The 25,206-nt window shown below is 66.4% G+C and carries 28 protein-coding genes and 1 tRNA gene; 24 read left to right on the plus strand and 5 right to left on the minus strand.

Annotated features, from left to right (window positions below; all coding sequences use genetic code 11):
• Positions 1-275 precede the first annotated feature (275 nt).
• The 3 genes from AC5L36_RS32785 to AC5L36_RS32795 all read left to right on the plus strand — a co-directional run bounded on the left by AC5L36_RS32785 (position 276) and on the right by AC5L36_RS32795 (position 2,756).
• The gene (locus tag AC5L36_RS32785; RefSeq protein ID WP_441223826.1) at positions 276-953 is read left to right on the plus strand and encodes a dihydrofolate reductase family protein; all 678 of its coding nucleotides are present in this window, start codon (positions 276-278) and stop codon (positions 951-953) included.
• Positions 954-1,268: 315 nt separating this feature from the next.
• Positions 1,269-2,063: a maleylpyruvate isomerase N-terminal domain-containing protein gene (locus AC5L36_RS32790; protein ID WP_441223827.1), complete on the plus strand. Its 795-nt coding sequence runs from the start codon at positions 1,269-1,271 to the stop codon at positions 2,061-2,063.
• Between the two features lie 216 nt (positions 2,064-2,279).
• On the plus strand, positions 2,280-2,756 hold the full coding sequence (locus tag AC5L36_RS32795) for a hypothetical protein (RefSeq protein ID WP_441223828.1): 477 nt from the start codon (positions 2,280-2,282) through the stop codon (positions 2,754-2,756).
• A gap of 484 nt (positions 2,757-3,240) precedes the next feature.
• On the opposite strand, the gene AC5L36_RS32800 is transcribed toward AC5L36_RS32795, so the two are convergent.
• Positions 3,241-3,429 (minus strand): hypothetical protein, encoded by a 189-nt coding sequence (locus AC5L36_RS32800; RefSeq protein WP_441223829.1) that lies wholly within the window; start codon positions 3,427-3,429, stop codon positions 3,241-3,243.
• 567 nt (positions 3,430-3,996) lie between these two features.
• Here AC5L36_RS32800 and AC5L36_RS32805 point away from each other — a divergent pair.
• The 3 genes from AC5L36_RS32805 to AC5L36_RS32815 all read left to right on the plus strand — a co-directional run bounded on the left by AC5L36_RS32805 (position 3,997) and on the right by AC5L36_RS32815 (position 9,123).
• Positions 3,997-5,097, plus strand: coding sequence for a recombinase family protein (locus AC5L36_RS32805; protein ID WP_441223830.1), 1,101 nt, complete (start codon positions 3,997-3,999; stop codon positions 5,095-5,097).
• Positions 5,098-5,867: 770 nt separating this feature from the next.
• Complete coding sequence (locus tag AC5L36_RS32810) at positions 5,868-6,638, plus strand: hypothetical protein (RefSeq protein ID WP_441223831.1); 771 nt, start codon at positions 5,868-5,870, stop codon at positions 6,636-6,638.
• 1,291 nt (positions 6,639-7,929) lie between these two features.
• The gene (locus AC5L36_RS32815; protein WP_441223832.1) at positions 7,930-9,123 is read left to right on the plus strand and encodes a DUF4062 domain-containing protein; all 1,194 of its coding nucleotides are present in this window, start codon (positions 7,930-7,932) and stop codon (positions 9,121-9,123) included.
• A 22-nt stretch (positions 9,124-9,145) separates the two neighbouring features.
• Here AC5L36_RS32815 and AC5L36_RS32820 read toward each other — a convergent pair whose 3' ends face one another.
• Together AC5L36_RS32820 and AC5L36_RS32825 are read right to left on the minus strand one after the other, a co-directional pair.
• On the minus strand, positions 9,146-9,859 hold the full coding sequence (locus tag AC5L36_RS32820) for a creatininase family protein (RefSeq protein ID WP_441223941.1): 714 nt from the start codon (positions 9,857-9,859) through the stop codon (positions 9,146-9,148).
• A 23-nt stretch (positions 9,860-9,882) separates the two neighbouring features.
• Positions 9,883-10,983, minus strand: a complete 1,101-nt coding sequence (locus tag AC5L36_RS32825) for an NsdA family TPR-like regulatory protein (protein ID WP_441223833.1) — start codon at positions 10,981-10,983, stop codon at positions 9,883-9,885.
• A 295-nt stretch (positions 10,984-11,278) separates the two neighbouring features.
• Between AC5L36_RS32825 and AC5L36_RS32830 the strand changes: the two genes are divergently transcribed.
• The 16 genes from AC5L36_RS32830 (at position 11,279) to AC5L36_RS32905 (ending at position 21,984) form a co-directional block, all read left to right on the plus strand.
• Positions 11,279-11,596 carry a hypothetical protein gene (locus tag AC5L36_RS32830; protein ID WP_441223834.1) on the plus strand — a complete coding sequence of 106 codons (318 nt, stop codon included), beginning with the start codon at positions 11,279-11,281 and terminating at the stop codon, positions 11,594-11,596.
• Between the two features lie 295 nt (positions 11,597-11,891).
• Entirely contained in the window at positions 11,892-12,788 is an 897-nt protein-coding gene (locus AC5L36_RS32835; RefSeq protein ID WP_441223835.1) for a hypothetical protein, read from the plus strand.
• A gap of 113 nt (positions 12,789-12,901) precedes the next feature.
• Positions 12,902-13,771, plus strand: coding sequence for an FtsK/SpoIIIE domain-containing protein (locus tag AC5L36_RS32840; RefSeq protein ID WP_441223836.1), 870 nt, complete (start codon positions 12,902-12,904; stop codon positions 13,769-13,771).
• Between the two features lie 101 nt (positions 13,772-13,872).
• The gene (locus tag AC5L36_RS32845; protein ID WP_441223942.1) at positions 13,873-14,382 is read left to right on the plus strand and encodes a DUF6197 family protein; all 510 of its coding nucleotides are present in this window, start codon (positions 13,873-13,875) and stop codon (positions 14,380-14,382) included.
• Complete coding sequence (locus AC5L36_RS32850) at positions 14,379-14,681, plus strand: hypothetical protein (RefSeq protein WP_441223837.1); 303 nt, start codon at positions 14,379-14,381, stop codon at positions 14,679-14,681. Before AC5L36_RS32845 ends, AC5L36_RS32850 begins: the two co-directional genes overlap by 4 nt.
• Positions 14,678-14,902, plus strand: coding sequence for a hypothetical protein (locus tag AC5L36_RS32855; protein ID WP_441223838.1), 225 nt, complete (start codon positions 14,678-14,680; stop codon positions 14,900-14,902). Before AC5L36_RS32850 ends, AC5L36_RS32855 begins: the two co-directional genes overlap by 4 nt.
• 20 nt (positions 14,903-14,922) lie before the next feature.
• Positions 14,923-15,324, plus strand: coding sequence for an RRQRL motif-containing zinc-binding protein (locus AC5L36_RS32860; protein ID WP_441223943.1), 402 nt, complete (start codon positions 14,923-14,925; stop codon positions 15,322-15,324).
• On the plus strand, positions 15,324-15,557 hold the full coding sequence (locus AC5L36_RS32865; RefSeq protein WP_441223839.1) for a hypothetical protein: 234 nt from the start codon (positions 15,324-15,326) through the stop codon (positions 15,555-15,557). The genes AC5L36_RS32860 and AC5L36_RS32865 overlap by 1 nt, the downstream gene beginning before the upstream one ends.
• Positions 15,544-15,861 (plus strand): hypothetical protein, encoded by a 318-nt coding sequence (locus tag AC5L36_RS32870; protein ID WP_441223840.1) that lies wholly within the window; start codon positions 15,544-15,546, stop codon positions 15,859-15,861. Before AC5L36_RS32865 ends, AC5L36_RS32870 begins: the two co-directional genes overlap by 14 nt.
• Entirely contained in the window at positions 15,842-16,609 is a 768-nt protein-coding gene (locus AC5L36_RS32875) for a hypothetical protein (protein ID WP_441223841.1), read from the plus strand. Before AC5L36_RS32870 ends, AC5L36_RS32875 begins: the two co-directional genes overlap by 20 nt.
• Before the next feature lie 79 nt (positions 16,610-16,688).
• Positions 16,689-17,375, plus strand: coding sequence for an NUDIX domain-containing protein (locus AC5L36_RS32880; RefSeq protein ID WP_441223842.1), 687 nt, complete (start codon positions 16,689-16,691; stop codon positions 17,373-17,375).
• Complete coding sequence (locus AC5L36_RS32885; protein ID WP_441223843.1) at positions 17,375-18,475, plus strand: DUF5131 family protein; 1,101 nt, start codon at positions 17,375-17,377, stop codon at positions 18,473-18,475. The genes AC5L36_RS32880 and AC5L36_RS32885 overlap by 1 nt, the downstream gene beginning before the upstream one ends.
• Positions 18,472-18,738: a hypothetical protein gene (locus AC5L36_RS32890; protein WP_441223844.1), complete on the plus strand. Its 267-nt coding sequence runs from the start codon at positions 18,472-18,474 to the stop codon at positions 18,736-18,738. The genes AC5L36_RS32885 and AC5L36_RS32890 overlap by 4 nt, the downstream gene beginning before the upstream one ends.
• Positions 18,735-20,528: a replication initiator gene (locus tag AC5L36_RS32895; RefSeq protein ID WP_441223845.1), complete on the plus strand. Its 1,794-nt coding sequence runs from the start codon at positions 18,735-18,737 to the stop codon at positions 20,526-20,528. Before AC5L36_RS32890 ends, AC5L36_RS32895 begins: the two co-directional genes overlap by 4 nt.
• A 29-nt stretch (positions 20,529-20,557) precedes the next feature.
• The gene (locus AC5L36_RS32900) at positions 20,558-20,764 is read left to right on the plus strand and encodes an excisionase family DNA-binding protein (RefSeq protein WP_441223846.1); all 207 of its coding nucleotides are present in this window, start codon (positions 20,558-20,560) and stop codon (positions 20,762-20,764) included.
• Positions 20,764-21,984 carry a site-specific integrase gene (locus AC5L36_RS32905; RefSeq protein WP_441223847.1) on the plus strand — a complete coding sequence of 407 codons (1,221 nt, stop codon included), beginning with the start codon at positions 20,764-20,766 and terminating at the stop codon, positions 21,982-21,984. The genes AC5L36_RS32900 and AC5L36_RS32905 overlap by 1 nt, the downstream gene beginning before the upstream one ends.
• An 89-nt stretch (positions 21,985-22,073) precedes the next feature.
• Here the strand turns inward: AC5L36_RS32905 and AC5L36_RS32910 are convergent.
• Together AC5L36_RS32910 and AC5L36_RS32915 are read right to left on the minus strand one after the other, a co-directional pair.
• Positions 22,074-22,145 (minus strand) — tRNA-Val (locus AC5L36_RS32910).
• 72 nt (positions 22,146-22,217) lie between these two features.
• Positions 22,218-22,631 (minus strand): TIGR02611 family protein, encoded by a 414-nt coding sequence (locus AC5L36_RS32915; RefSeq protein ID WP_441223944.1) that lies wholly within the window; start codon positions 22,629-22,631, stop codon positions 22,218-22,220.
• 409 nt (positions 22,632-23,040) lie between these two features.
• On the opposite strand from AC5L36_RS32915, the gene AC5L36_RS32920 reads away from it, so the two are divergent.
• Together AC5L36_RS32920 and AC5L36_RS32925 are read left to right on the plus strand one after the other, a co-directional pair.
• Positions 23,041-23,472 carry an SsgA family sporulation/cell division regulator gene (locus tag AC5L36_RS32920; RefSeq protein WP_173054647.1) on the plus strand — a complete coding sequence of 144 codons (432 nt, stop codon included), beginning with the start codon at positions 23,041-23,043 and terminating at the stop codon, positions 23,470-23,472.
• A gap of 204 nt (positions 23,473-23,676) precedes the next feature.
• Positions 23,677-25,182: a S15 peptidase family protein gene (locus tag AC5L36_RS32925; protein ID WP_441223848.1), complete on the plus strand. Its 1,506-nt coding sequence runs from the start codon at positions 23,677-23,679 to the stop codon at positions 25,180-25,182.
• The last annotated feature ends 24 nt before the right edge of the window (positions 25,183-25,206 follow it).

Here is a 25,206-nt window from a genome sequence, read left to right on the forward strand (position 1 = left end):
CCTACTACGCTCAACACCAGCCTCGCGCGGTGGCTGGAGTCAACCACTGAAGTCTCCACAGAACCCGGGGCGGTTCATTACGGATGAGGTCCGCCGGGCTGGGCGCTTACTCAACTGCCGCAGACAAGGCGCGTCCCACCTTCAGGCGCGTCACCGTGCGTTACCGGTGCGCTAGCCTACGACGGTGCACCCCGGGCCCAGCGACGGGTGGTGCCCAAACTAGCGAACATCGAGCTCGGTGAGATCTCGCTGGTGCCGAAACTCAGCGACACCTGGTGCCGGAACTCACGAACAAAGCCACCGCCAACAAGCTTGACCCTGTTAGGACGGGCAAGACCACATCGCCCGAGGAGGAGGACGAGTTGTCGTCATCAGTGCTTGCCATGTCAATGTCGGTCGACGGATACATCGCCGCCCCCAACGACAACCCGAGCAACCCGGGCGGCGACGGTTTCAGCCGCCTGCACGAGTGGGGCTTCGACCCAGACAGGCAGACCTTCCGGACGTCCGGACCGGGCGGGGCGGTGATGGCCGAGATTCTCGCCACTGGCGCGGTCGTGTCCGGACGGCGTACCGCCGAGCAAGCCGACCATTGGGGCGGCGACCACCACGGCGACGGGAAGACCCCCGCCTTCGTGCTCAGCCACCGCCCACCGGACCCGTCGGTCGCGAACTACCCGCTGGTGAAGTACGTCACCGACGGCATCGAAAGCGCGATGGCCCAAGCCAAGGCGGCCGCCGGCGACCGCAACGTGCACGTGATCGGCGCGTACACCGCGCAGCGCGCGATCGAGGCCGGCGTGCTGGACGAAGTGCTGATCCACCAGATCCCGGTGCTACTCGGCGGCGGCCGGCGTCTGTTCGAGGTGCTGCCGTCGCGCGTCGAGCTGGAAATCATCCGGGTGATCGACACCCCGGAGGCCACCCACATCCGCTACCGCATCCTCCGCTGACTCAGCCGCCGGCTCCTGCGCGCGGTCAGGCAGCCTAGCGGGGCGCAGGGTCATCGTGCAGCTTGGGCATCCCCGCTAGTTCTGCCTCTGCTGGGAATCTGGAAGCTCCTGGGCTCCCGAGGCGAACCGGCGCACAGCAAACCTCGACACCCACCTCGCCGAATTTCGTGAACTGATCAGCCAACACGCAGCCTTTTTCATCGTGACGGTGCAGGTCACGGCAGGTGGAACCCTGGCGCGCCAGCGCCGCGGCGCCCGCCGCGTCGGCTGTGAAAATCGCTGTCCGGTTGTCGGAGCACAGTGATAGAAAGCCGGGTGCACAGATTTCTCACGTTCTCTGATCATCTGCGGCTGATTGACGAAGGGTCGACCGCCTTCCGCGCCGCGGTCGCTGCGGCGCCCAGCCTCGACATGCAGGTTCCGACCCATCCCGAGTGGACGCTGTTCGATCTCGTGCAACACGTGGGCATGGCCCGCCGCAAAGCAGCTGCCATCGTGGCCGCAGGGCCTGCAGACGCTCCCCCGGAGAAGTTTGCTTGGGAGGACGGCACGGGTGCGCTTCGGGAACGCGAGGCTCTGTTGGCCTGGTGGACCGAGTCCGTGGAGCGACTGACGAGCGCGCTGCGTGAGGCCGGCCCGGACCGCGGTTGTTGGACGTGGTGGGGTGACTCGCAGTCACCGCAAACCTCCGGTGCATGGGCACGGCGCCAGGTTCCTGAGATCGCGGTGCACACCTACGATGTCCAGCTCACCGTGGGTGCCCCGCAGCCGCTGCCGGAGGAGGTCGCCCTCGACGGTTTCGACGACTGCCAGTTCACCCTCTGCTCGACGGATGTCGCCTGGCCGCATGAACCCGCCGTCGTGGATTACTACGCCACCGAGGGCCGCTCTTGGCGCCTTCGGCTGTCCCGCGACGGCGCATGGGCCGCCCGCCTCGGCGCGCCGGCTGCCAGCGAGGACCCGGACACGGCCGACGCCTCCGCCCGGGGCATGGCCAGTGACCTGGTCCTGTTCTTTTACGGCCGCATACCGCCGGATTCGCTGAAGCTGGAGCTGGACGGCGACCGTCGCATCTTCGACCAGCTCATCGCCTGGGACCCGTCCGTGTAACAACGGCTGACCCGCACTACCCGAGACGAGAAGGCATTCGGACGGTTGGAATATCTGACGTCGCCAGCAAAGCAGTGCGCGGTGCGGGCGTGATACTCACCGTGCCGTGGGTGGTATGCGGCGTGGTTAGGATGCTGTCGTGCCTCGATTGGTGGTGATCTTTGGAGGGGTGGCATGGCGAGGCCGCGGTGGACGTCGATCGTAATCAGTGTCGCGGTGATCGCCGCGGTCAGCGTCTGTGGATGGTTCGTCGTTGTGCGAAACAACGTGCTGGCGCCTCTGGTGTGTTTCACCACCGGCGATCAGGGGGCGATGATCGAGATGTTTGAGGATGATCCGCTCTATTCAGCGACGCCCGAGGGCGGCCACCTCAGCGAGGCGAAGGCAACAACCTATGACTGTGACAACGGGCACGGCGGCTCTCCGACGAACCCGCAGTTCGCCCAGGTGACTCGGTTGTACACGGTGCCCACTGTGTACAACTTGGCGCAGCTACGGGAGCGGTTCACTCCACCTGCCACGGCCGCCGGTTGGCTGACCAACGGGGAAAAGGACGACGGCGACGACCCGGCCTCCTTTGCTCCGTGCGATACTGCAAGCTATTCGGTGAGCGAGTTGCCGATGCTTGGATTTCGTCTCACCACGGTCCGCTGGGGCCGGAGCTTGAGGTCACGTTGGACGCTCGTCGGGTAGAAGGCTCGCTCTGTAGCTAGCGTGATCTGAACCGCCGCTGATCTTGACCTTGCTGGTGCATCCCGACCACCACCGAATTTGCCGGTCAACGGATCTGCGACCGGCGCCGGTCAGCGGCGAACCCGTCCTGCTGGAACGGATGCTCGACAACCTGGTCGACAACGCAGTCCGCTACAACCGGTTGGAGCAACGCCTCGAGACAGCCGGCATCGTCCCCACAGACCCGCATCGTAGATCCGTGGTGGGCCAGCTGATTCTTGAACGATACGTGAGCCTTGATCACGTGTGCTCTTCTGTGCAGACAAGGCGCGTCCCACCTTCAGGCGCGTCACCGTGCGTTACCGGTGCGCTAGCCTACGACGGTGCACCCCGTGCCCAGCGACGGGTGGTGCCCAAACTAGCGAACATCGAGCTCGGTGAGATCTCGCTGGTGCCGAAACTCAGCGACACCTGGTGCCGGAACTCACGAACAAAGCCAATTGCCCTACCCTGAGCCGTCGACCGGCATCCAGTTAGCGGGAGGCGGGTCCAGGTCGTATTGCCGATACGGCTCGTCGCCGCATGGCACACCGGCGAACCGGCTGCGGTCCTTCGCGGCGCGGAAGGTGTTGCGGCGGGCGACGGTGAAACATGCATCTTGCAGCTCCCGAATCTCGGCCCACCGGTCGAGCATCTCGGCGGGTGTGCTGCACCACGTCGTCGGTCTCGAGCCGGCCGGACGGCACTCGGTAATACATCAGCTTCCCGGCGGCGTACGCCCGCAGCCGATCGGTGCGGGCGACCACGAATACGTCCGCAGCGGCGGCGGCCGGCCCATTTCGCTGTGGACGTGACGGCGGACGCCGGATCGGTCAGCGGGCATCGGACCCACCCCTGCCCCACCGGGTCCAGGGTGCGTACGTGCCAGCTCGCGCCATCCGCACCTGTGCCGCCGACCTCGCTGCCGGCAGGCAGTCCCGCGAGGACGTGGGCGGCGTTGGCGTAGTCACCGCCTCCGCCGACCGGACACCCGGCCGTAACGGGTCACGAAGCCGGGGAAAGCGATCCGGGCGAGGGCAACGCCCAACCCTGCAGCCGGTACTCAGAACTCGACGGCCATACGCGCGCCGACGGGCATGGCCATCCCGGCGACGTTCGTGAGCGCCTTGATGACCCGGCTCTGGTGCGGGTGCCCGATGATTCGCTTCCTCGGCAATCTCGCCGAGCGCCGCTCAGGCTTCCCGGCTCGGTGTCGCCGAACTTGGCCGAGCTGTGGCCGCAGCATGGGCCACGAGTTCGCGCAGCCGCCGGATCGTGGTCGACAGTCACATGCCTGCGTGTTGCGGTCTCGATACCGGATCCGCCGCTGATCGATCCGATGTGGTTGTTTTACGTCGTTGCCGCTGGACGTATCAAGGCGTGGTCCGCCCACACCGTCGAACTGATCGTCACCAACCGCACCTACCTGGGCGAGAAGAGCTTCCGTGACATCGTCGTCGCCGACGCCCACGAGGCCATCATCACCGAGAAGCAGTTCGACCTCGCCCAGCGCATCCTCGGCAAACGGTCGACCGAAGTCGGCAGCCGCGCCGCCAACCCTTCCGACTACGCCCTGACCGGCAAGATCCGCTGCCCGCAATGCGGACGCGGCTACATCGGCACCGCCGCCAAAGGCCGGTACAAGACCTACCGCTACTACACCTGCTGGAGCCGCGCCCGCTACGGCACCAAGGCCGGCTGCGACGTCCACCGCTTCAACGCCGACGAGATCGAAGAAGCCATCACCACGGCACTGCTCGACTTCTACACCACTCGCGACGACCTCATCAGCCAAGCCCTCACCACCTTCCAGGAGCGCCACACCGCCGCGACCGGCGACCTACGCGCCCAGCTCGCCAGCGTCGAGCGCGAACTACACGAGGCAGCCGCAGCCACCGACCGTTACCTGATCGCGTTCGAACGCGGCGCACTCGACGATGACGACACTCAGATCCGTCACCGGCTCGCCCGACTCGAGGACCAGGCCCGGCAGCTACGCGGCCGCAAGGCCGAACTCCAACTCCAACTCGACCAACCACCACAGGCACTCAGCCCAGCCGATCTAGCCGCGATCAGCAACGCAATCCGAGAAATCCTCACAAGCCAGGAACCCCCGAACCCGCAAAGCCCTCTTCGAGTCCCTCGTCCACGAGATCACCGTCATCGGCGACGACGCGGTCAGACCAGTCTTCCGAGTCCCCCTCGCCGGAACGACGAAAGGCCGACCCTCGACGGGCCAGCCCTCGACGGAAACCAGGTGGTTCGCGCACTTACAACTATGGTGGGCGATACTGGGATCGAACCAGTGACCTCTTCGGTGTGAACTGCTGGCGGCATGGTCGCCTGAGGTTGCTCACGAGATCAGACCGTCTGCACGGATCTCGTCCAGCCTCGTTCGGTTGCTGGCGTTGCTGTACTTCGCTGCTGTACTGGCCGTCTCGACGAATCTCGATGGCTGCGCCCTGCCCAAGTGGCGCACACTTCTCGATGGGGAGGAGTCCATGGCATCTGAACGACGTCAACGGCGCCGGGAGCGGCGAGCGCTGGGCCGTCCTGCCGCCGTGTCACAACCGGCCCTCCCAGCCGCGGGGGTCATCCCGGTGTCCGAGACCGCCGCAACACCCAAGCGCAAGCAGGAACCGTGCGAACGATGTGGAGCTGGCTGTAGGTCTGAGAAGTATCCATACGGCTGGGTGTGCAAGGTCTGCGCCGACGAGCTCGACCGGTACTACCTCATCATGTTGGGCATGGTCGGTGGGACTCATGAAAGCGCCTACCTTGCCGACAAGCGGAAGGGCACCGTGCCGGATCTCAGTGCGCCAGCGAGGCGGGATCGTCGAGCGCGATCGGCGTAGCCAAGGCAGTATCCGGCGTACAGGCCGACTCGTCCGTCGTGTCCCTGGTCGCGTTCGACGGCAGGCCGTTGACCTGCTGCTTCTCTTGGCATCGATGGTCGTTGCTGGTCAACGTTGGTCGGCGTCTGCCGGCCCGGCAACGGCCCATACGGCCCCACGACGGCCCAACAAGGCCGACCGTGGGCAGCGCAAAGTGGATGGACTCCGGCCGCGAAGCCTCCGTACCGTATGCGAGGCCATGAGCAGCGAGATACCGACAGTCAGCGCCGCCAGGGACGTGGGACCCGGCGGAACGATTCGTTTCGCCATCGGCACGCTGACGGGCCTGAGATCCAGCACCTGGCGCATCTGGACGCCGAAGCACACGACTGACGTGTATCTCGCGCCTCGAGGCATCGCGGGGGTTCAGAAGATCAGCCTCCACGCCAGCGGGAACTGGTCCTACTCCTTCGTCTCTGACACGAAGGCCGCGCCCTTCGTTCCCGAGGGAGCTAGCCGTCATATCGACCTTTGGGAGCAAGCACCACCGTTCGATGCGGGATGGCGCCGGGGCTATTCGATCATAGTGCCCTGGACTGACTTGCGTAGATGGCCGGAGGTCGAGCGAGGCGACGTTGTCTTTGCGCCACATCCAGGCGATGGCTACTGGGTGTACGTGGAGATCGTGTTCGTGGCCGCCGGCACCCAAACCCGGCTGGTGCTCGACGAGATGTATGCCTTGGGGAACATGCGGCTGGTCGACGGTGGAGAAGTAAAGATCATCGCTCGGCGCGTGCGACCTTCCTGGGAAGAAGCGGGCAGGCTGGCCGCTGCGCGAGAGCAAGCACTTCAGGACGCATGGGCGAAGGTAGGGCCGACATTGTATTCCGCGTCAATGCCGCGCATTACCATCCACGGCAACCAGAGCGACGGGACGAGGTTTAGCGCTGATCTTGCGGTTCGCCCGTTGCCTCCCGGACAGATGGTGATCTGTACCCGAGAGCTTGAGATCTCACGGATGGTTCCTTGACCCCCAGGCAACGATCATGGATCGCGAGACCTGCACCGGCCGTAGCCTGACCTGGGCCGATGAGTCCATCGACGTCCACGGGCGTCCGGTCATGCGCTCTCCCGTTGTCACCCAGTTAGTCACTCAAGACGACTCGATCGACCGACGCGTATTGGCGGAACCTTGCCATAATGCCAGAGTGGAATTCACGGAGACCTTCGCTGCTACTGCGGCACAGATTCTTCCTGTACTAGCGTTCGCCGCAGCCGTTGAACTCAATACTCACACGCGGGTTATTGGCCGGATTCGCACTCAATTGGCAAACAATAGGCTACATGAACGGGAACGAAAGCGACTTCCACGCAGGCTCTTCTTGGAGTTTGTGATGGGCTTTGTCTACTTCATTGTAATGGGCCTTGCCGTGTGGGCGGAACTCGCATGCCTGGATGTACTGACACATAATAACGATCCCTTGTTTGGTGTGAAGTTCGTAACTCTCGTTGTAGGACTTTCATTCGGGCTTCTCGCCTTCATACCTATTGTTACGTTAATCGTATATATGTACACGATCAATTGGCGCACCCCGAGCCTCTGGTCTCGCACAAAAACCGATCCAGACATCCCGTCTGCCGTCGACCCGCCCGAAGAGGGGAGCGGGCCGCCGCCCGGGGCGCCACGTCAAGCGGACCTTGACAGTCGGACGGCGGCTGGCGCCCCGGGCGGCGGTCTGCTCGGCTTGCCCGGGTCGATGGCAGACGGGACGGCCGAGCGCCCACCCACGGACCGCGACCCGCCCGCGGTCCTCCGGCATCCCGGAGCCGGAGCGCCCCCGCCGGAGGCGCAGTAAGCCCAACCACCCCACGGCGCGTAACCTCGCCGACGACGCCCGCGCGGCGACCACGCCGCGCGCCAGCTCGCCGGCCGGCTGCCGGCCCAGCAACATCACGAACCCTCGGCTCAGTCTGTCGATCTTCGGCTGTCCCGAGGGGCGTTCTCCTCGCGCCAGCCGACGGGCGTTAGGCGTGACCGTGGCGACCGGCCGAGGGAGCCGCGGGCACGCGCCCAGTCGGCGGCGCGGGCGGCCCGTTTCGGGCCGCCTTGAAGACGTACAGAAAGTTCTCACAGGGCACAGCCGGCAGTCGTGCCCGGCATCGCCTGCCCGGCATCGCCCGGCATCGCTGGCGACCGGCAGCTGGCTGGACATGCTGGCAGTCCGCGGCCGGACAGGCAGCCCCGTCGGGGTCATGGCTGATGGTTGACACTCGCATCGCCGGCATGACATTCCGACCGTTGGACGCCTACCCTTCCCGGCATGACCGTGGAGAGGCGCGAGCAGGTGTTCGTCAGCAGCACGTTCAAGGACCTGGTTGAGGAGCGTGCGGCGGTGATTCAGACCCTTCTCGAAGCTGACTGCATCCCGGCAGGCATGGAGATGTTCCCGGCTTCCGACAGCGACAAGTTTGACCTCATAAAGCGGGTCATCGACCTCTGCGACTATTACGTGGTGATCATTGGTGGCCGGTACGGCAGCGTTGACGCCGAAGCAAACCTGTCGTACACCGAGATGGAGTACGACTACGCCGTGGAGGCCGGGAAGCCGGTCATGGCGTTCCTACACGGTGATCCCGGCAAGCTGATCGGCGAGAAGCTGGACCTTGAGAGCGACCTGCGCAATAAACTGGACGCCTTCCGCCAGAAGACCGAGCGGCGGATGGTGAAGTTCTGGAACGAGTTGGGCGACCTGAAGGGACAGGTTGCGTTGGCGATGATTCAGATCCGCAAGTCGCACCCCGCCGAAGGATGGATCAGGGCGAGCGAAGCCATGACACCCGAGGTGAAGGCTGAGCTTGCCGAGCTGCGGGCCAAAGTCAGAGAACTGTCGGCGGACCTGAAGGACGAGCAGCGCCAGCATGCGTCAGCGATAAACACGTCGGATTTGGTGCAAGGCGAGGAGACCGCTCACATTGAGTGCATCCTGGAGTTTCATTGGCAGCGCGTGATCGACGCAGGCAAGGCCTATCGGAGTAGCCGTGCCCAGGGTCGATGGACCGTTACCCCAACGTGGAACCGGGTTTTCAGGCATCTCGGTCCCGAACTGATGGACGAGGCCTCCGAGGAACACTTAATGGAACGCTTGTCCGCACTGTGTCTCGAAATGTCACGCGATGAACTGCTGACGCAGAAGTCGAGCGATAGCGAGGCCGATGACTCCGACAATGGGGGTGACAAGAAGACCGACCAAGAAGGCGAAGACTCGGGCACGAACGATGACGGCGAGGTCGGCCAGGTCTATGAGGCCGAGGTGACCATAGAGAGTTTCAACGATGTGAAGGTGCAGCTTACGGCACTCGGGTTAATCGTCGGAGGGACCAAGCGTCGACCCCCCAGTGACACGCACACCTACTGGCGCTTGACCGAACGAGGGAACAATCAACTGCTGCGGCTGCGCGCGATCCGAAGGCCGACTCTTGTTGAAACCGAGGCTACCGACGACCCTCAGCGTTGAAGCGTCACGGGTGGATGTCGAACTACTGCGGACTGATCAACTCAAGGTGTGCAGCGAAGGATGTGGTCAAGCTATGGAGCGCTGCCTTACCCTTCTCGGCTGTTCCGAGTGACGGCCTGCCGATGACACCGCTCGTGGTGTACGCGCCCATCCCAAGCGTCAGCAGGTGCGGCCTGTCGTTGGCAATCCAGTCGGCAGCTTCGTTGCCAGGGCGAATTAGCTCAGGAGCTACGTGTAGCAGGAGCGAAGTCTCTAGCTCACCAGCGTGCATGTCTTCGTGGCTGTCGGTCACCATCTCCGATTCAGCCCGCGCTCGGTCCCAGTCCCGACCCATCGGGAACAACGTCATCGTAGGGCCGTGCGTGGCCGTGTATTCCTGCACGACGTTGGATAAGACGTAGTTGCCGCCATGGCCGTTGACGAGGACCACGCGTTCAACGCCTGAACGCCGCAGTGATCCTGCGATGTCTTCAATCATCAGGTGCAAGGTGCGGGCGCTGATGCTGACCGTGCCGGGCCAAGAGGCGTGTTCTTGAGAGCACGAAACGGTGAGAGGAGGTAGCAACAACAGGGGATAGGCCTCGGCGAGCTGACGAGCGATCGCACAGGCGACCACGGTGTCGGTCACCAGCGGTAGGAAGGCGCCGTGCTGCTCGAAGCTACCTACTGGCAGGACGGCTACGGCCGCGTCGCGCCGACGCTCATCTTCGGCCGTTGCGGTCGTGATGAGGTTGATCAACGGTCATGCACTTCCTTCAGCTACCCTTGCGCGAGCTTCTTGATCTCGTGGCTCAGGCTCGATACTTCCTCATCCCGACGCCATGGCACCAGTCGTTCCCGGAGCTCCCGCAGGTCTCGCAGCGCACGAGCTGAGGTAGCGGTGCGGACGGTCCTGACTGCATGGGCACCGATCCTGCACGCGCTCTCCTTGTCTCCCCGTGCAGCGTGAGCTGATGCCAGCCGTGTCAAGCAGATGCCCTGATCGCGTCGCTGGAAGGTCGGCCACGTCGTCAGTGCCTGCTCGAAGACGGGAATCGCTCGGTCGGGCACGTTCAACGCTGCCCAGCAGGTCGCCGACTGCATCTGCATGTACTCCGGTGTGCAGTACTTCGCGACGCTGTCTGCCTCAGCGTCTGGGCGAGTTACCTCCCGCATCGCAGCGTCCAGGGATCGCGCACACGCGTCAGCCTCGCCACGAAGAGCGAACGCGCGTGCCTGCTGTCCGAGGATCGCGGCCCGGATACGCGGCGCGATACGTCCGGCCTCGCGAAGACCGGCGGAGGCCAAGCCAAGTGCTCTGTCCGGACTGCCAAGGTCGCATGCGATGTTCGATTTTCGCATCAACAGGTAAGCCGTTTCAGTTGGATCGTTGATGGCCATGACGTAATCCATCGCGCGATCCGAGTACAGCATCGCATTCGCGGCATCGCCGGCATCCTGGTAGAGCCAGCCTGTCAATTCGTTGTACCGACAGGCGAGCAGAAGCAGATCGGCGCGAACCTCGTTCTTCGCTCTTGGCAGGACGTCATCAAGCAGCGTCGCTTGTGCGCGAACAACGTCGACTAAATGATGCGGGCCCATTAGGTTGTCAGCGCGAACATGCTGGTCGAAGACGCTCCGGAAGTAGTCAACGGTTTCACCGTCCAATGTGGGCGCCACTTGCGGAGACCCGCCGCGGTGCTCGTCGGCAAAACCCAGCTCTTCTTCGTCGCGTCCGTAGATGGTGCAGAAGAGGCGACGGTAGACGGCGTCCACTTGCCCGCCGTGATTCTCCCATCGTGACACCATCGTCTTCAGGCTGGCGGGCGTAGCGATGGTCATCTGATGCCGGCGTGCATGTGCCAGCAGTTCGGCGATCACGCGTGACTGTTTCCACCCCAGCTCCAAGCGTGCTCGCTGGAGCGGCGTCGCGGCGTCCGTAACAGTCTTGGGCGGCATGCTCTCCTCGCTCGAATCGGGTAACAGGCTCGCTCCAAGCAGTATGGCTGATACGGCCGACAAATCGAGGCCTGTTAACAGGTAACTCTCGGTTCCTGTTAACCGTCTGATCTGGCTGCACCCTGCCGTCAGGCGCTGTCATTGGATTCACGAGCGACGTAGCTCGACCCCGAGCAGTCGTCCAGAGGGGACGCGCTCAAGATCTGGGAGGTACATCGTGAAGTTGTACGTGGACGCCAAGGGCAAGCAGGTGACGGTGTCGAAGGACCCCGAGCCGAAGAACGACCAGAACGGCAATCAGCGGTCGGAGAAGGGTACGGGCCGGCTCATGTGGTCGACTCAGGTCTTCGTGCTGGACGAGACCGGTGGCGAGGTGCTCACCGTTACGACGGCTGGTGAGAAGCCGGGCGTGACGGTTGGGCAGCTTGTTCACCCGATCCAGTGGGAGGCGATTCCGTGGGCGACCAACGGGCGTTCGGGCATCGCGTACCGCGCGACGGAGCTGAAGCCGGCGGCTGGCGCTTCGGCGAAGTAGATCCTTTGTACGTCGTGCTGTGTTCGCCATCGGTGTCCGTGGCTGCACCGCACCGTTTAGCGGCCTGACGGTCCGCTAACCCATCAAACCCAGACAGGCCCGGGAACGGACTTCTTCCGACGTTTCCGGTCCGCCGATCACACCAGTGGTGATCGCGAAGTAATCCGTCAGACGTGGCGAGGGGCCGGCACTGGCTCGCAACCTGCCGACCCCCGCCCATCCATCCCGCGTAGAGGGAGGACAACTCGTGTCCAAGTCTAACCCTGGTCGCCTGTTCGGCGGCAGAGGCTCAACGGTGACGGTTATCGAAGACCGGGTGCACCGTTCCTCGATCCGCAAAGCCAAGCTGGCGTTCATCGTCACCGCCGTCGTTGTCGGCATTCTCGCCGCGACGGTCGCCTCGTCGTACCTGCACCCGATCCTCGGCATCCTGCTGGGCACGGTCATCGGCGCCACCGTCGCCGTGCTGGTGGGTGCGTTCGTGCTGATCTGGCCGGTGCTGCGGGTGCTGTGGTGGTGGGCCACCGAAATCATCGCCGCGACCGTGCTGGTCTACGGCTGGACCGCTCTGGCCACGCACACCAACCTGGTCGTGCACCTGATCGTGGTCACCGTCCTGGCCGGTGTGCCGGCGTGCGTCGGACCGGTCCGACGCCGACTGAAGGCGTTCGCCTGGTGCGTCATCGTCCGGCACCGGCTGCGGGTGTGCTTCAACCAGTTCATCATCGCCAACCGATCCGGCTCCCTCCCGCTGATCCTGTGGGCACGTCCCACCCCGGTCGGGGAACGCGTCTGGATCTACCTACGCCCCGGGCTGTCCCTTCGGGACCTGGAGACCCGGCTCGACAAGATCGCCGTCGCCTGCTGGGCGGCCTCGATCACGGTCGAGCGCGCATCCAACCGCAACGCCGCCTACCTGCGGGTTGACATCAAACGCCGCGAGGTGCTGACCGGCACGGTCCGCTCTGGACTGGTCGACGAGGTCCCGGACATGGACGACCTCGGCATCCCGAAGACCCGCACGCCCGCGGCTACCGCCAACCTCGGCGGTCTGGACCTGCCCGACGTGCCAGCCGACGAACCCGACACCGCTTCGCCGTCCCGGCCGTCACCTAGGCCGCAACCCCAACCGGCTCCGGCCGCCTCGACAGCCAACGGCGCCGACGGTGAGGACGTCTCCGACTGGATCTGAGACAGGTCCGTCTACCTCATCTGTCCACACTCGACCGGGCGCGGGAAACCCTGACACGGGTTGGGGTTTCTCGCACCCCCGGCTCGCCTCAACCGAGGGAGCAACCACACATCATGACCATCACCGATCCCCTTGGTAGGGACCGGGTACCGGTCGGGCCGTCGCTGTCCATGTTCGACCCCATGTTCGCGGGCATCGACGAATTCGGCGAACCGGTCTACCTCGACATCGTCTACCACAACCTGCTCGCCGGCGGAGAATCCGGCGGCGGCAAGTCCGGCCTGCTCAACAACGTGGCCTGCCACGCCACCCTGGCCGCTAACACCCGGCTGGTGCTGTTCGACGGCAAGCTCGTCGAGCTCGGCGCCTACCGCAACCTCGCCGACGCGTTCGTCGGCTACGACATCGACCAAGCGCTGTCAGTCCTACGGCGACTGCTGAAGGTCGCCATCAACCGCTACTACTGGCTGCTGGCCCAGCGGCGCCGCAAGGTGCTACCCACCGATGACCTGTCCGTCATCGTCACCATCATCGACGAACTCGCCGTCTATGTGACGCTACTGGGCACCAAGGCCCAGCAAGAGGAGTTCGCCACCCTGATCCGGGGTCTGGTCTTCCTCGGCCGTGCCTGCGGCATGCCCGTCGTGGCCGCCACCCAACGCCCGTCCTGGGACATGATCCCGGCCAGCCTGCGGGACCAGTTCGGCTACCGCGCCGCGTTCCGCTGCACTAGCCGCAACTCCTCCGACATCGTGCTCGGGCAGGACTGGGCCGACCGCGGCTATAACGCCGTCGACATCCCACCCACCAATCCCGGCGCCGTCCTGCTGCTGGCCGAGCGAGGCGTTCCTCGCCTGGTCAAGACGGCCTACCTGACCGACGAGCAGATTTACAACATCGTCGACTACGCCGAATGGATCCGCCGCCCCACCAATCCGGCCGGCCTCAACGGCCACCGCCGCGAGTGGGAAATGGCCGCCTAACTGGCGCCCCCAACGTTCTCGGCCGACAGCACCGGAACACGCCTCGCAAGCAAGCCGGCGCTGTCGACCTCCTGACCACCTTCCGAAAGGACGTGGCTGCCATGAAGCCTACGCAAAAACCGTCCACCAACGTCAACGGACCTCGACCGCCTCGTCTGGCCGGTCTGCTCGGCATCACCGACCTCGGCGAGGTGACGCCGGCCGAAATCCTGCGCGGCGCCGCCTGCTACCTCCAGCTGCACGGCTGGCACCAGGGCTCCCTCTACGCCGACGAAAACCCCACCAATTTGACCCCGGCCGCCTGCGCTCAGGGCGGCATGGGCATGGCCGCTTTCGGCAAGCGCATCCCGGACACCGGCCACAACGTCGAGATGCGCGACTTCCGCCGCGCGAGCGCCTTCTTCAACGACTACCTCAACCTGGTCGGCGCCAAGCCGGCACCCACCGAGGACCAAGAGGAATGGGAAGGCCCCTCGGTCGGCGACTGGAACGACGACCCCGACCGCACCTTTACCCAGGTTCACGCGGCGCTGTTGGCCGCCGCAGACGAATGGGAACGCACGCACGCGCCGCTGCCGGTGCTGAATCTGCCGGGCGGTGATAACGCATGAACACCGTCAAGCCGGTATTGACAGCTAAGGCCTCCCGGCCGCGTCGCCGGATGGTCGTGGAGAACGACGAGTTCGCCGCGTTCGCCCGCCGGATCCTTCGCGCCCACGGCAAGCGGGTCGCTACCGGCGATGTCGAGGCACTCATCGACCTGGTGGCCCTGTCCACTGTGCTCGACATCGTCATCGCTGAGGCCGTGAACGGCCTACGCCGGCACGGCTACTCCTGGGCCGAGATCGGCACCCGACTCGGTATCAGCCGCCAGGCCGCGCAACAGCGGTGGGGCGGTGACGAGTCATGACCCGTACCGGTCACGCCGCCGTGTACGACGCGGTGTTCGAGCAAGCGTGTCGCTACGCCGACCTCGTCGGCAGGATCCGGGGCTGGGTTGACGCCACCATGCCCGATCCCAACTTCCCCGACTTCGTACCCCTCACCGCCGAAGAGGCAATGACCGAAATCCGGCGTCTGTTCGACAAGTACGACGCCGAACAGGCCACACCCGGCGGTGATCGCCGATGACCACCGCTACGGCCGACATGATGCTGCGAAACCGGGACCTGGATTTCCTGGTCGACCATCGCGGCTTCTTCCTGGAGTTCTACGACCCGGACGGCAAACGGTTCGGGTTCCCCACCTTCCCCTACCACTGCGCCCCCGACGGCCTGGTAACCCGTCGCCAACTCCGCGCAGCTGGCCTACGCCCGGCCGGTCAACCCGTCGTCGCGCAAATTCTGTGGCGGCACCGCAAACACCGCCGGATCGCCTACCTCTACCGCCGCGACCTGGCCAAGCCCAAGCGCGAGCCGACTGACGCACAGCTCATCGCGGTGTCCAAGGCGCTGCTGGCCCGGCGGACCTGTCCGACCTGCGAGCAGGTCAAGGACTACTACATCCCCCGCCGTACCGGCGAATGCCTCGACTGCAACCCGGAGGTCAACTAATGACCACCATCCCGGACCCTCCGTCCACAACGGACGAGTTCTGCATGTGCAGCGCTGACGTCTATGTCGAGTGGCCTGACCTCGACCAACCCGGCATCACCGTCCATGCCGTCACCTGCTCCGGCTGTGGCCACCGCGACCTGTCCTACAACGAGGGCGGCTTCTACGAGCCTCCCACCGACGCCATCTACCACACCGACCCCGGATGGGAGGTCCCTGATGACCACGCCTGACCCCATCGATGTCACCCCGGACGTTCCCGGCTGCCACTGGTGCTTTGAGGGCAACACCCCCAACGGCATCCACCCGATGTTGGGGCCGGTGTTCATTCCCTGCCCGTACTGCTTCGCCCGCTGCGACGGCTGCCGTGGCTATGGCCTGTTCTCGGCCGACTTTCAGTGTTTGGGCTGCCTGGTCGAAGACCTCATCGGACAGGGCCTGGCCCCGGTCTTCTGCCCCACCTGCACCGGCGTGGTCGACCTCATCAAGATGCACACCCCACAGGAGGCGACATTCCATGTCCTCCACCACCACTAAACCCACTCCGACCCGCCCGGCTCGGGGGGTCCGGCTTGAGGGTGGCGTCCTGGTCCTCATCGTCCTGGTCGTCGGCGTCTTTGCCGGCGCGGCCTCGTTCACCCACGTCAAGGACTGGACCCTCGACAACTCCCCACCTGGCACCGGCACCTGGTTCGGCTGGGCCAACGCCGTCATCTCCGAACTCGTCCCGATCGCCAGCCTGCTAACCATCCGCCGCCGCAAACGACACGGCGGCCCGATCGGCTACCCGATGGCGCTGCTCATCGCCGCCGCCTGCCTATCACTGGCCGCACAGCTCGCGGTCGCCAAACCCGGCCTGTCCGGCTGGCTGCTGTCGGCCGTGCCAGCACTGGCATTCATGGCCCTAGTCAAACTCGTCCTGGCCCCGGTCAAAACCTCCACACAGGACAAGACCGTCGATGTGCCTGCCGAGTCCAACCAGGACAGTCGGCCTGACGCCACATCGGCCACTGAACCGGAAATGGTGACGGTACCGGCGGCTACCGCGCCGCCAACCTTTGTGCCGGACGTTCCGGTGCATCTGCTGCCGACCGCCCGCTACGCGGTGGTCAACCACCGGCAGACCACCGGCCAGCCCATCACCGCCGCCCAGCTCGCCGGCCGGCTGTCCATCAGCCCGGACATCGCCGGGCAGCTCCTGGCCGAACTGGGCGAACCCGCCAACCCGCACACGCCGGCACTACCGGCCCGGGTCAACGGCACCCACCTACCTGTCAACCACTGACCGCGCGGGTGGGAAGCCGCTCAGGTTTCCCACCCCCCGGGCAACCGCCCTGTCTCACTCCAAGAAGGAGCAACACCCCATGGCTGACATCACCTACACCCACCCCGACGTGCTGACCATCGGCGTGCGGGACGGCTGGGCCGACCCCGAAACCGACCCCACCCGGATCGACTGGCCAACCCGCCAAGCCACCGCCGCCATCCCCTTCCACGTCGTCGACGGCCGCCCGGTCAACCCCTGCGAGAAGACCGCTGTCCGCTACGGCCGCAACCGGCTCGGCCACTGGGGCGAACACCTCGCCGCCGACGCCCTCGTCTTCGCCAACGACACCGACGGCCACCGCTGGATCGTCATGGTCGAACGCGCCGACGGCAACGGCTGGGCCCTACCCGGCGGCAAAGTCGACCCCGGCGAAAACCCCACCACCGCCGCCATCCGCGAACTGGCCGAAGAAGCCGGCCTCAGCATCCCCGACGCCACCTGGCACACCACCCCACCGCGGTATGTGCCCGACCCCCGCGCCAGCGACGAATCCTGGATGGTCACCGTCCTATCCCGCACCCACCTCGGCAATGCGCCCCGCGACGGCTTTCCCGCGGTCATCGGCGCCGACGACGCCGCCCGAGCTGCCTGGGTCCGCGCCGACACCTACCGAACCCTGACGGACTACATCCACACCACCTACCAGGGGCGCGTCTTCGCCGCCCACCAGCGCATGTTGGCCACCGCGCTTGACGACATCACGTTTGTCCAAGGGGGACAGTGATGACCAACACCAGCACGCGTATCGAGTGGACCCAGACCAGTTGGAACCCGGTCACCGGCTGCACCCGTGTCTCGTCCGGTTGTGACCACTGCTACGCCGACGCCATCGCGACCCGGTTCGCCGGCACTCCCGCTTTCCCCAACGGCTTCACGCTCACCCTGCGCCCGGAACGGCTGACCGACCCGCTGCGGTGGCGCACACCTCGACGGGTGTTCGTCAACTCCATGTCGGACCTGTTCCACGACAACGTGCCAGACCGTCACATCGCCGACGTGTTCGCCGTCATGGCACTTACCCGGCAGCACACCTACCAACTGTTGACCAAACGGCACGCCCGCATCCGGTCTCTACTGTCCCGGCCCGACTTCCTGCGCCAGGTCGCGGAGGCCGCCTCCGAACTGATCGGCTCCGGTGTCCGCACCAAAGGCATGGGTACCGGCTGGACCGCCACACCCGGCCCGCACGGCCACATCTGGACGCCCCCATGGCCGCTACCCAACGTCTGGGTCGGCGTCTCCGTCGAAAACCAGCACTGGGCCGACATCCGCGTGCCCGCACTACTCGACACCCCGGCCGCGATCCGCTGGCTGTCCTGCGAACCACTCCTCGGCCCGATCGAACTTCGCACGGACTGGCTGCGGCCGATACCCGGCTGCGCCTTCGCCAACCCCGACGACGGCCTCTGCGCCCACCCGCAAGCGGCCACACCGGAATGCCACCGGCACAGCGACTGCCCACCAAACCCAGACACCTACCGGGGCATCAACTGGGTCGTCGTCGGCGGTGAATCCGGCCCGGCCGCCCGACCGATGCATCCCTTCTGGGCGTGGTCCCTGCGCGATCAATGCGAAAGCGTCAGCGTGCCGTTCTTCTTCAAGCAATGGGGCACCTGGGCACCACTCGCACCCAGCCGCGGTAACCCCGGCGCCACGCTTATCTTGCTCCTGCCGGACGGCACCCGCTACCTGAGGGCCAACGGTCAGCTTGAGCCGCCCACCGTCGCCTACCTGGCCCGCTACGGCAAAACCCGCGCTGGCCGCCTGCTCGACAGCCGCACCTGGGACCAGTACCCAACCGGCTGCGACGGTGACCTGCCATGACCATCCACGTCACCGCCGTCCACCACACCCTCCACACCTGCCCGGCCGACCCCGAGCCGCACGTCGTCGACACCCACCGGACCGTGCTGGCCGTCATCGACGGCGGGCCTTGCCGGGCACCGGTCACCATCCGCTGCGGTGACACCGTTACCGAGATCCCTTGTGGACGTCACGAACCGCGACAGCGGCAATGCGGCGCCTGCCGGATCATCGTCACCGAACACACCGTCACCAGCACCCACCCCACCGGGGTAGCTGCGTGACCGCTTCGACGCTGACCCCTACACCCGGAACCCACGCGGCTCCGGGTGTGGCGGCCTACGCCGAACCGGCACCCATCCACACCTACACCGCCACCGGCTCCGCCCTCCAACGGGCCGGCCGCGACGACTACCCCGCCTGGCTCCACCACGTCAAAGCCGCCGCCGGCTGCACCCGCCCCATCCGGCTGGTCGGCACCATCGACACCGTCGACCCGGCCACCGGCCAGCGGCTGTCCCGACGCCACACCAGCCAGATGCCCGACGCCGCGATCTACAAAGCCTGCGGGAACCGGCGTGGCAGCGTCTGCCCGGCCTGCGCCGGCATCTACCAAGGCGACGCCTACCAGATCGTGCGCACCTTCCTCATCGGCGGCAGGGGCGTCCCGCAGACCGTCTCCCGACACCCGGCCGTGTTTCCCACCCTCACCGCGCCGTCGTTCGGCGTCGTGCACAGCCGGAAGGTCAAACGGCACTCCTGCGCCAACCGCAAACGCTGCGACTGCCGACCCGAACCCTGCCACGCCCGCCGCGACCACGGCCTCTGCGCCCACGGCCGGCCGGCGGTCTGCTGGGCCCGCCACGAGCTCGGCGACGCCATCCTGGGTCAGCCGCTGTGTCTGGACTGCTACGACCACGACCACCAAGTTGTGTGGAACCTGTTCTCCGGAGAGCTGTGGCGGCGCACCAAGCAAGCCGCGGAACGCTACCTCGCCCGCCTGGCCCGGCAACGTGGCATCCCACCCGTCGAGGTGGTCACCGAGTCCGGCAAGGTCCGCCGCGTCCCACCGGTCCGGCTCGCGCACGGCAAAGCCGCGGAGTTCCAAGCCCGGGGAGCGGTCCACTTCCACGCCCTGCTGCGCCTGGACGGCATCGACGGACTCGACCCGGCCGCCGTCGTGCCGCCACCGCCCGGGTTCAGCACCGTCGACCTCGAAGACGCCATCCGGTACGCCGCCACCCACGAGGCCTTCCACACCCCCGACCACCCGGACATGCCCGAAGGGTGGCCGATCGCGTGGGGCGACCCCGACAGGGGCCTCGAGGTACGGCACATCACCCTCACCGGATCCGGCGAGGTCACCGACAGCATGGTCGCCGGCTACCTCGCCAAATACGCCACCAAATCCACTGAGGCCACCGGCCACACCTCCACCCGCCTACACGCCGACACCATCGACCAACACGCCGACCCCGACGGCGACCACACCGCCCGCCTCATCGACGCCTGCTGGCGACTAGGCCGACCACAACACACGCCCGAACCCCTCGCCAACAGGCCTCGACCCGAACGGCCCACACCCGGGTTCAAACCGCGCTGGACGTGCCCGGACTGCGGCACCCACACCCGATACGCCGCCTGCCCCGTCTGCGTCGCCGAACGTCAAGACGCCCTTGACACCGAAACGCCGAACAACGCAGGCCGTACCATCTGGATAGGCCTACGCCGATGGGCGCACATGCTCGGCTTCGGCGGCCACTTCCTCACCAAAACCCGACGCCACACCGTCACCTTCCGCCTCCTCCGCGAAGACCGGATCACCTTCCGCCGCAACCACGAGCGCGACGACCAGGACCACGGCGTCATCAAACTCGCCGACCACCTCGACGAGGAAACGACGCTCGTCGTCGGCAGCCTCACCTACGCCGGAAGCGGCTGGCACACCACCGGAGACGCACTCCTGGCCAACACCTCCGCCGCACTCGCCCGCGCACGACACCAAGCCGGCCGCGAAGAACTCGCCCACGAAATCGGCTCCACCATCGCCGGCACCACGCCGGCCGCCACCTGAACCCCTCAGATCTGAAGGAGGACAACCAAATGGGCAGCCAGCTCGGGCCGCTCATCCCGAAGTGGTACTCGCCGGCCGAGGTCGCCGTGCTTCTCGGGTACGGCCTGTCGAAGGTGAAGATGAAGATCGCAACCGGTGAACTGCGGTCCATTAAGGACGGTAAGTATCGGCGCATCCTCCCTGAGTGGGTCGACGAGTACATCCGCAACCTCGTCGACCAACAGGAGGCCGCCTGATGCCTAGCCGCAAACGCTCCAACGGGGAAGGCTCGATCTTCCCCTACCGCAACGGCTTTGCCGCCTACGTCTGGGTCATCAAGCCAGACGGCAAGCGCACCCGCAAGTACGTCTACGGCAAGACCCGCGAGATCGTCCACGACAAGTGGATCAAACTTCACCAACAGGCTAAGGCCGGACCGGTGGCGACCACCGTCCCGACACTGGGCCAGTTCGTGACACGCTGGCTTGTCGAGGTCGTGAAGCCGAACCTGGCTCCGCTCACTTACTCGACGTATGAGACGTTCAGCAGGCTCTACATCATCCCGGGCCTGGGTGCCAAGCGGCTGGACCGGCTCCAGCTGCGCGACGTGCAGGTGTGGTTGAACAACATTCGCGACACCTGCCAATGCTGCGCGCAAGGCAAGGACGCTGGCCGTCGACCCGCAAAGCGCCGCTGTTGTGCGGTCGGGCAATGCTGCAACGACTTCGTCTCCGGACGAACGATCAGCGATATTCGCGGCGCCCTTCGGTCAGCGCTCAGCCGCGCCATAACCGAAGAACTCATCGGGAAGAATCCGGCTGCGGACGTCAAACTGCCCGCGGCTCGCTCCCACAAGCGCAAGGCGTGGTCCAGCGACGAGGCACGGCGCTTCCTGGAGTCCGCCCGGGCCGATGACGACCCGTTCTACGCCGCCTACGTCCTGGTCCTCGTGCAGGGCCTACGTAAGGGCGAGGCACTCGGACTCACCTGGGATGACGTGGACCTAGACCAGGCTGAGGTCACCATCGCATGGCAGCTCCAGCGCGTTGGCGGGCAGCTGCTGCACCGCGAAACCAAGACCGAGGGTTCAGACGTCACCCTGCCTTTGCCGCCCATCTGCGTGGCGGCGCTCCAGCTGCGCCAGCGGCAGCAACAGGAGGCACGCTCGGCGGCCGGCAACGTCTGGCAGTCCTCCGGGCTGGTCTTCACCACCCGCTACGGCACACCGATCGAGCCGCGTAACTTCAGCCGGTCCTATGACAACCGCATCGACAAGGCCAGCGTGCGACGGATCACCGTGCACGACGCCCGGCGCACCTGTGGCACCCTGCTCGCCGACCTCGACGTGCATCCCCGTGTCGCGATGGCGATCCTGAGACATGCTCAGTTCTCGATCACGATGGAGATCTACACGCAGGTCTCCAGCAAGGCCACCCGTGACGCGCTCAAGCGGCTCGGCGAAAGCTTGGACGGCTGACTCATGGCCGACTCACACTGCTGTACTTCGCTGCTGTACGGCATGAAGAAGGGGCCGAATCATCGATGGATTCTGGCCCCTGACCTCGGTGGGCGATACTGGGATCGAACCAGTGACCTCTTCGGTGTGAACGAAGCGCTCTCCCGCTGAGCTAATCGCCCTCAGCGCGCACGACTGTACCCGATCCGCTCCCCGCCGCGCATCTCAGTACCCCCGCGCGTCGCGGGGATGGGTCACAGGCGGTCGAGGATCTCGGTCACCAGGTTGACGTCGAAGCTCAGCAGGACCGAGGCCCACACCACCGCGCTGACGAAGATCATCCCGACCAGGCCTATGGCGATGCGGACGGCCCAGGACTGGCGGGTCACCCATCTGGTCCACAGGCGCAGGTAGCGGCGGGTGAAGGTGAGCAGGCGCCGGGCCCAGGAGAACTCGATCGCCCAGATGCCCAGTCCACCCAGGACGATGAGCCAGCCTGGGCCGGGCAGCGGGATCAGCAGTGCGCCGACCGCCACCACCAGGAGGCCCGCCAGGCCTACCGCGATCTTCAGTGCCACGCGGCCGGTGGGGTTGGCGCGGACGACCTCGAGCGTGGTGCTCATGCGGTCGCGCCAGCGTGGCTTCTGAAGGAGGGCGCCCTCGTCCATGGCGCCTGGAGTTTCCTGTCCACGATCTTCTGTGGCGTCCACCACGTCCGTCCCCGTCATCGCCGTTCAACCCCCCGGAACCACGGCCGGGCGCCCGTATCGACACCCAGTATGGCCTCTTTTGGGGCCATTTCGCCTCCGCAGTCTCGTCCCGCCCGTCACTCATCTGGACCACTGGACGTTACCGGAGTGAGTCGACGTCTGAGCCACACCCGACGCCGGGCGGCAACCACCACGGAAAAAGAACCGGACATCCTATATGAAATCAGTTCAATCTCGTGGCAAATCGGGGCCGTCTTCCCACTACTGGGTGAGATCAGCGTATGGCGGAGCGTAATCAGGAGTATCCACTGAGTATGGGAGACGCGGGTCACGTGCGTCCCGCAGCGGTGCCGGGGGGAGAACGTCCATGAGTGTCATCCGACCGACGACCGTAGAGGTCGAGACGTCATTGCGGCTCGTCGCACCGGATGCGACGGCGCTGCCGGTACGGGCCAGCCTGCGCTACGACCCGGCCGATCCGTACGCGGTCCACGTGCTGTTCCACGCCGAGTCGGCGGGGGGCGAGGCGGTCAGTTGGTCGTTCGCCCGCGAGCTGCTCGTCACGGGACTGGACGAGCCGGCCGGGATCGGCGACGTGCGGGTGTGGCCCTGGGCCACGCCGCGCGGAGACTTCGTCGCGCTGGCACTGTCGTCGCCCGACGGCAACGCGCTCTTCGAGGTGCCGCGCAGCGTGCTGGTGCGGTTCCTGCGGCGGACGTACGTCGTGGTGCCGCGGGGTCGCGAGACCGATCACCTCGACGTCGACGCGGCGGTCAACCGCCTGCTGGCGGGCCGCTGACCCGGACACACCCGAGCGCCGCGCGGAGCTGCCGTCTCCGCGCGGCGTCTCTACTTTTCCGGTGAACAGACATCGACGTTCCCCTCTTGTGACCTGGTTAATACCTCAGCTACCGTTCAGTAACATCTTCGTGGTGGCGCCACCGCGGCTCGCTCGCCGGACCCGGCCGTCCTCCGGGTCCGGCCAGTCCCCCGCGAGGTCACCATGCCGCTCTTCCCCCGCCACACCGTCAGAGCGACGGCCGCCGTACTCGGAATCCTCACCCTGCTCACTGCGGCGCCGGCACCGGCGCACGCGGCGGCGACCACCGCGTTTCGCCTGGTCGACCTGCCCGCCCGCGACGGCGCGGTCCTCAAGGCCAACCTCATCTCCCCCACCACCCCCGGCCCGCACCCCGCGATCGTCTTCATCTCCAGCTGGGGCCTGAACGACGCGGAGTACCTCGCCCAGGCGCGATCGCTCGCCACGGCCGGGTACGTGGTGCTCTCGTACACGGCCCGCGGCTTCTGGGGCTCCGGCGGGCAGATCGACACGGCCGGGCCGAAGGACGTGGCCGACGTGTCCGCCGCGATCGACTGGTTGGACGCCAACACGACGGCCGACCCGGCCCGGATGGGGCTCGGCGGCGTCTCGTACGGCGCGGGCATCGGTCTGATCGCCGCCGGCCATGATCCCCGGGTACGCGCGGTGGCCGCCCTGTCCGGGTGGAGCGACCTGGTCGAGTCGCTGTACGCCGGCCAGACCCGCCACCCGCAGGCCGTGTGGCTGCTCCAGGCGACCGCCCGGTTGCTCGGGCGGCCGAGCGCCGAGTTCGAACAGATCGTTTCCGACTACTTCGCCAACCGGAACGTCGACGGCATCACCGCCTGGGGACGGATCCGTTCGGCGGAGACCTATCTGGACGGTCTGCGTGCCAACCGGCCCGCCGTCCTGCTCGCCAACGCCTACGGAGACTCCATCTTCGGTCCCAACCAACTTGTCGACTTCTTCGGCGACCTGACCGGCCCGAAGCGGCTGGAGTTCTCCCCCGGCGACCACGCCATCCCCGAGCTGACCGGGCTCGCCGGCCTGCCCAACGAGGTGTGGGCCAGCGCGCGGCAGTGGTTCGACCAGCACCTGCGCGGCGGGCCGGCGGGCGGCGCGCCGGTCGTGCTGCGGGTGCGCAACGGCGGCGTGGAGCCGTACGCGGACTGGGCGGACGTGACCGGCTCGACCACCCGCTACCCCCTCTCCGCGGCCTCCTTCCGGGCGAACGGCGACACCGTCGCCAACGCCGGCGTCGTGCTCCTCACGAACGGGCTGGAGGCGCTCACCGGGATACCCCCGCTGGCCTGGCTGCCGGCCGTCGACCGCTCGCGGGCGGCGGTGTGGCAGACCGGGCTGCTGTCCGGCGGCGCCGCGGTGCGCGGCATCCCCCGCGTCCACCTCACCGTCACCCCGGGAGCGAGCACCGGCACGGTCGTCGCCTACCTGTACGACGTGGACCTGGTGGGCACCGGACGGCTGGTGACGCACGCGCCGTACACGTGGCTCTCGGGCGGGCGGCAGGAGATCGACCTGGCGCTGCCGGCCACCGCGTGGAACGTGCCGGCCGGCCACCGGCTCGCGCTCGTCCTCGACACCGAGGACCCGTTGTACCTCGACGCCAACCCGGCCGGGGCGGCGATCGCGGTCACCGGGCCGAGCTGGGTGGACGTGCCGTTGCGCTGAGCAACCGGCAGCTTTGCCGCCACG

The organism is Phytohabitans sp. LZ39 (assembly GCF_059359075.1).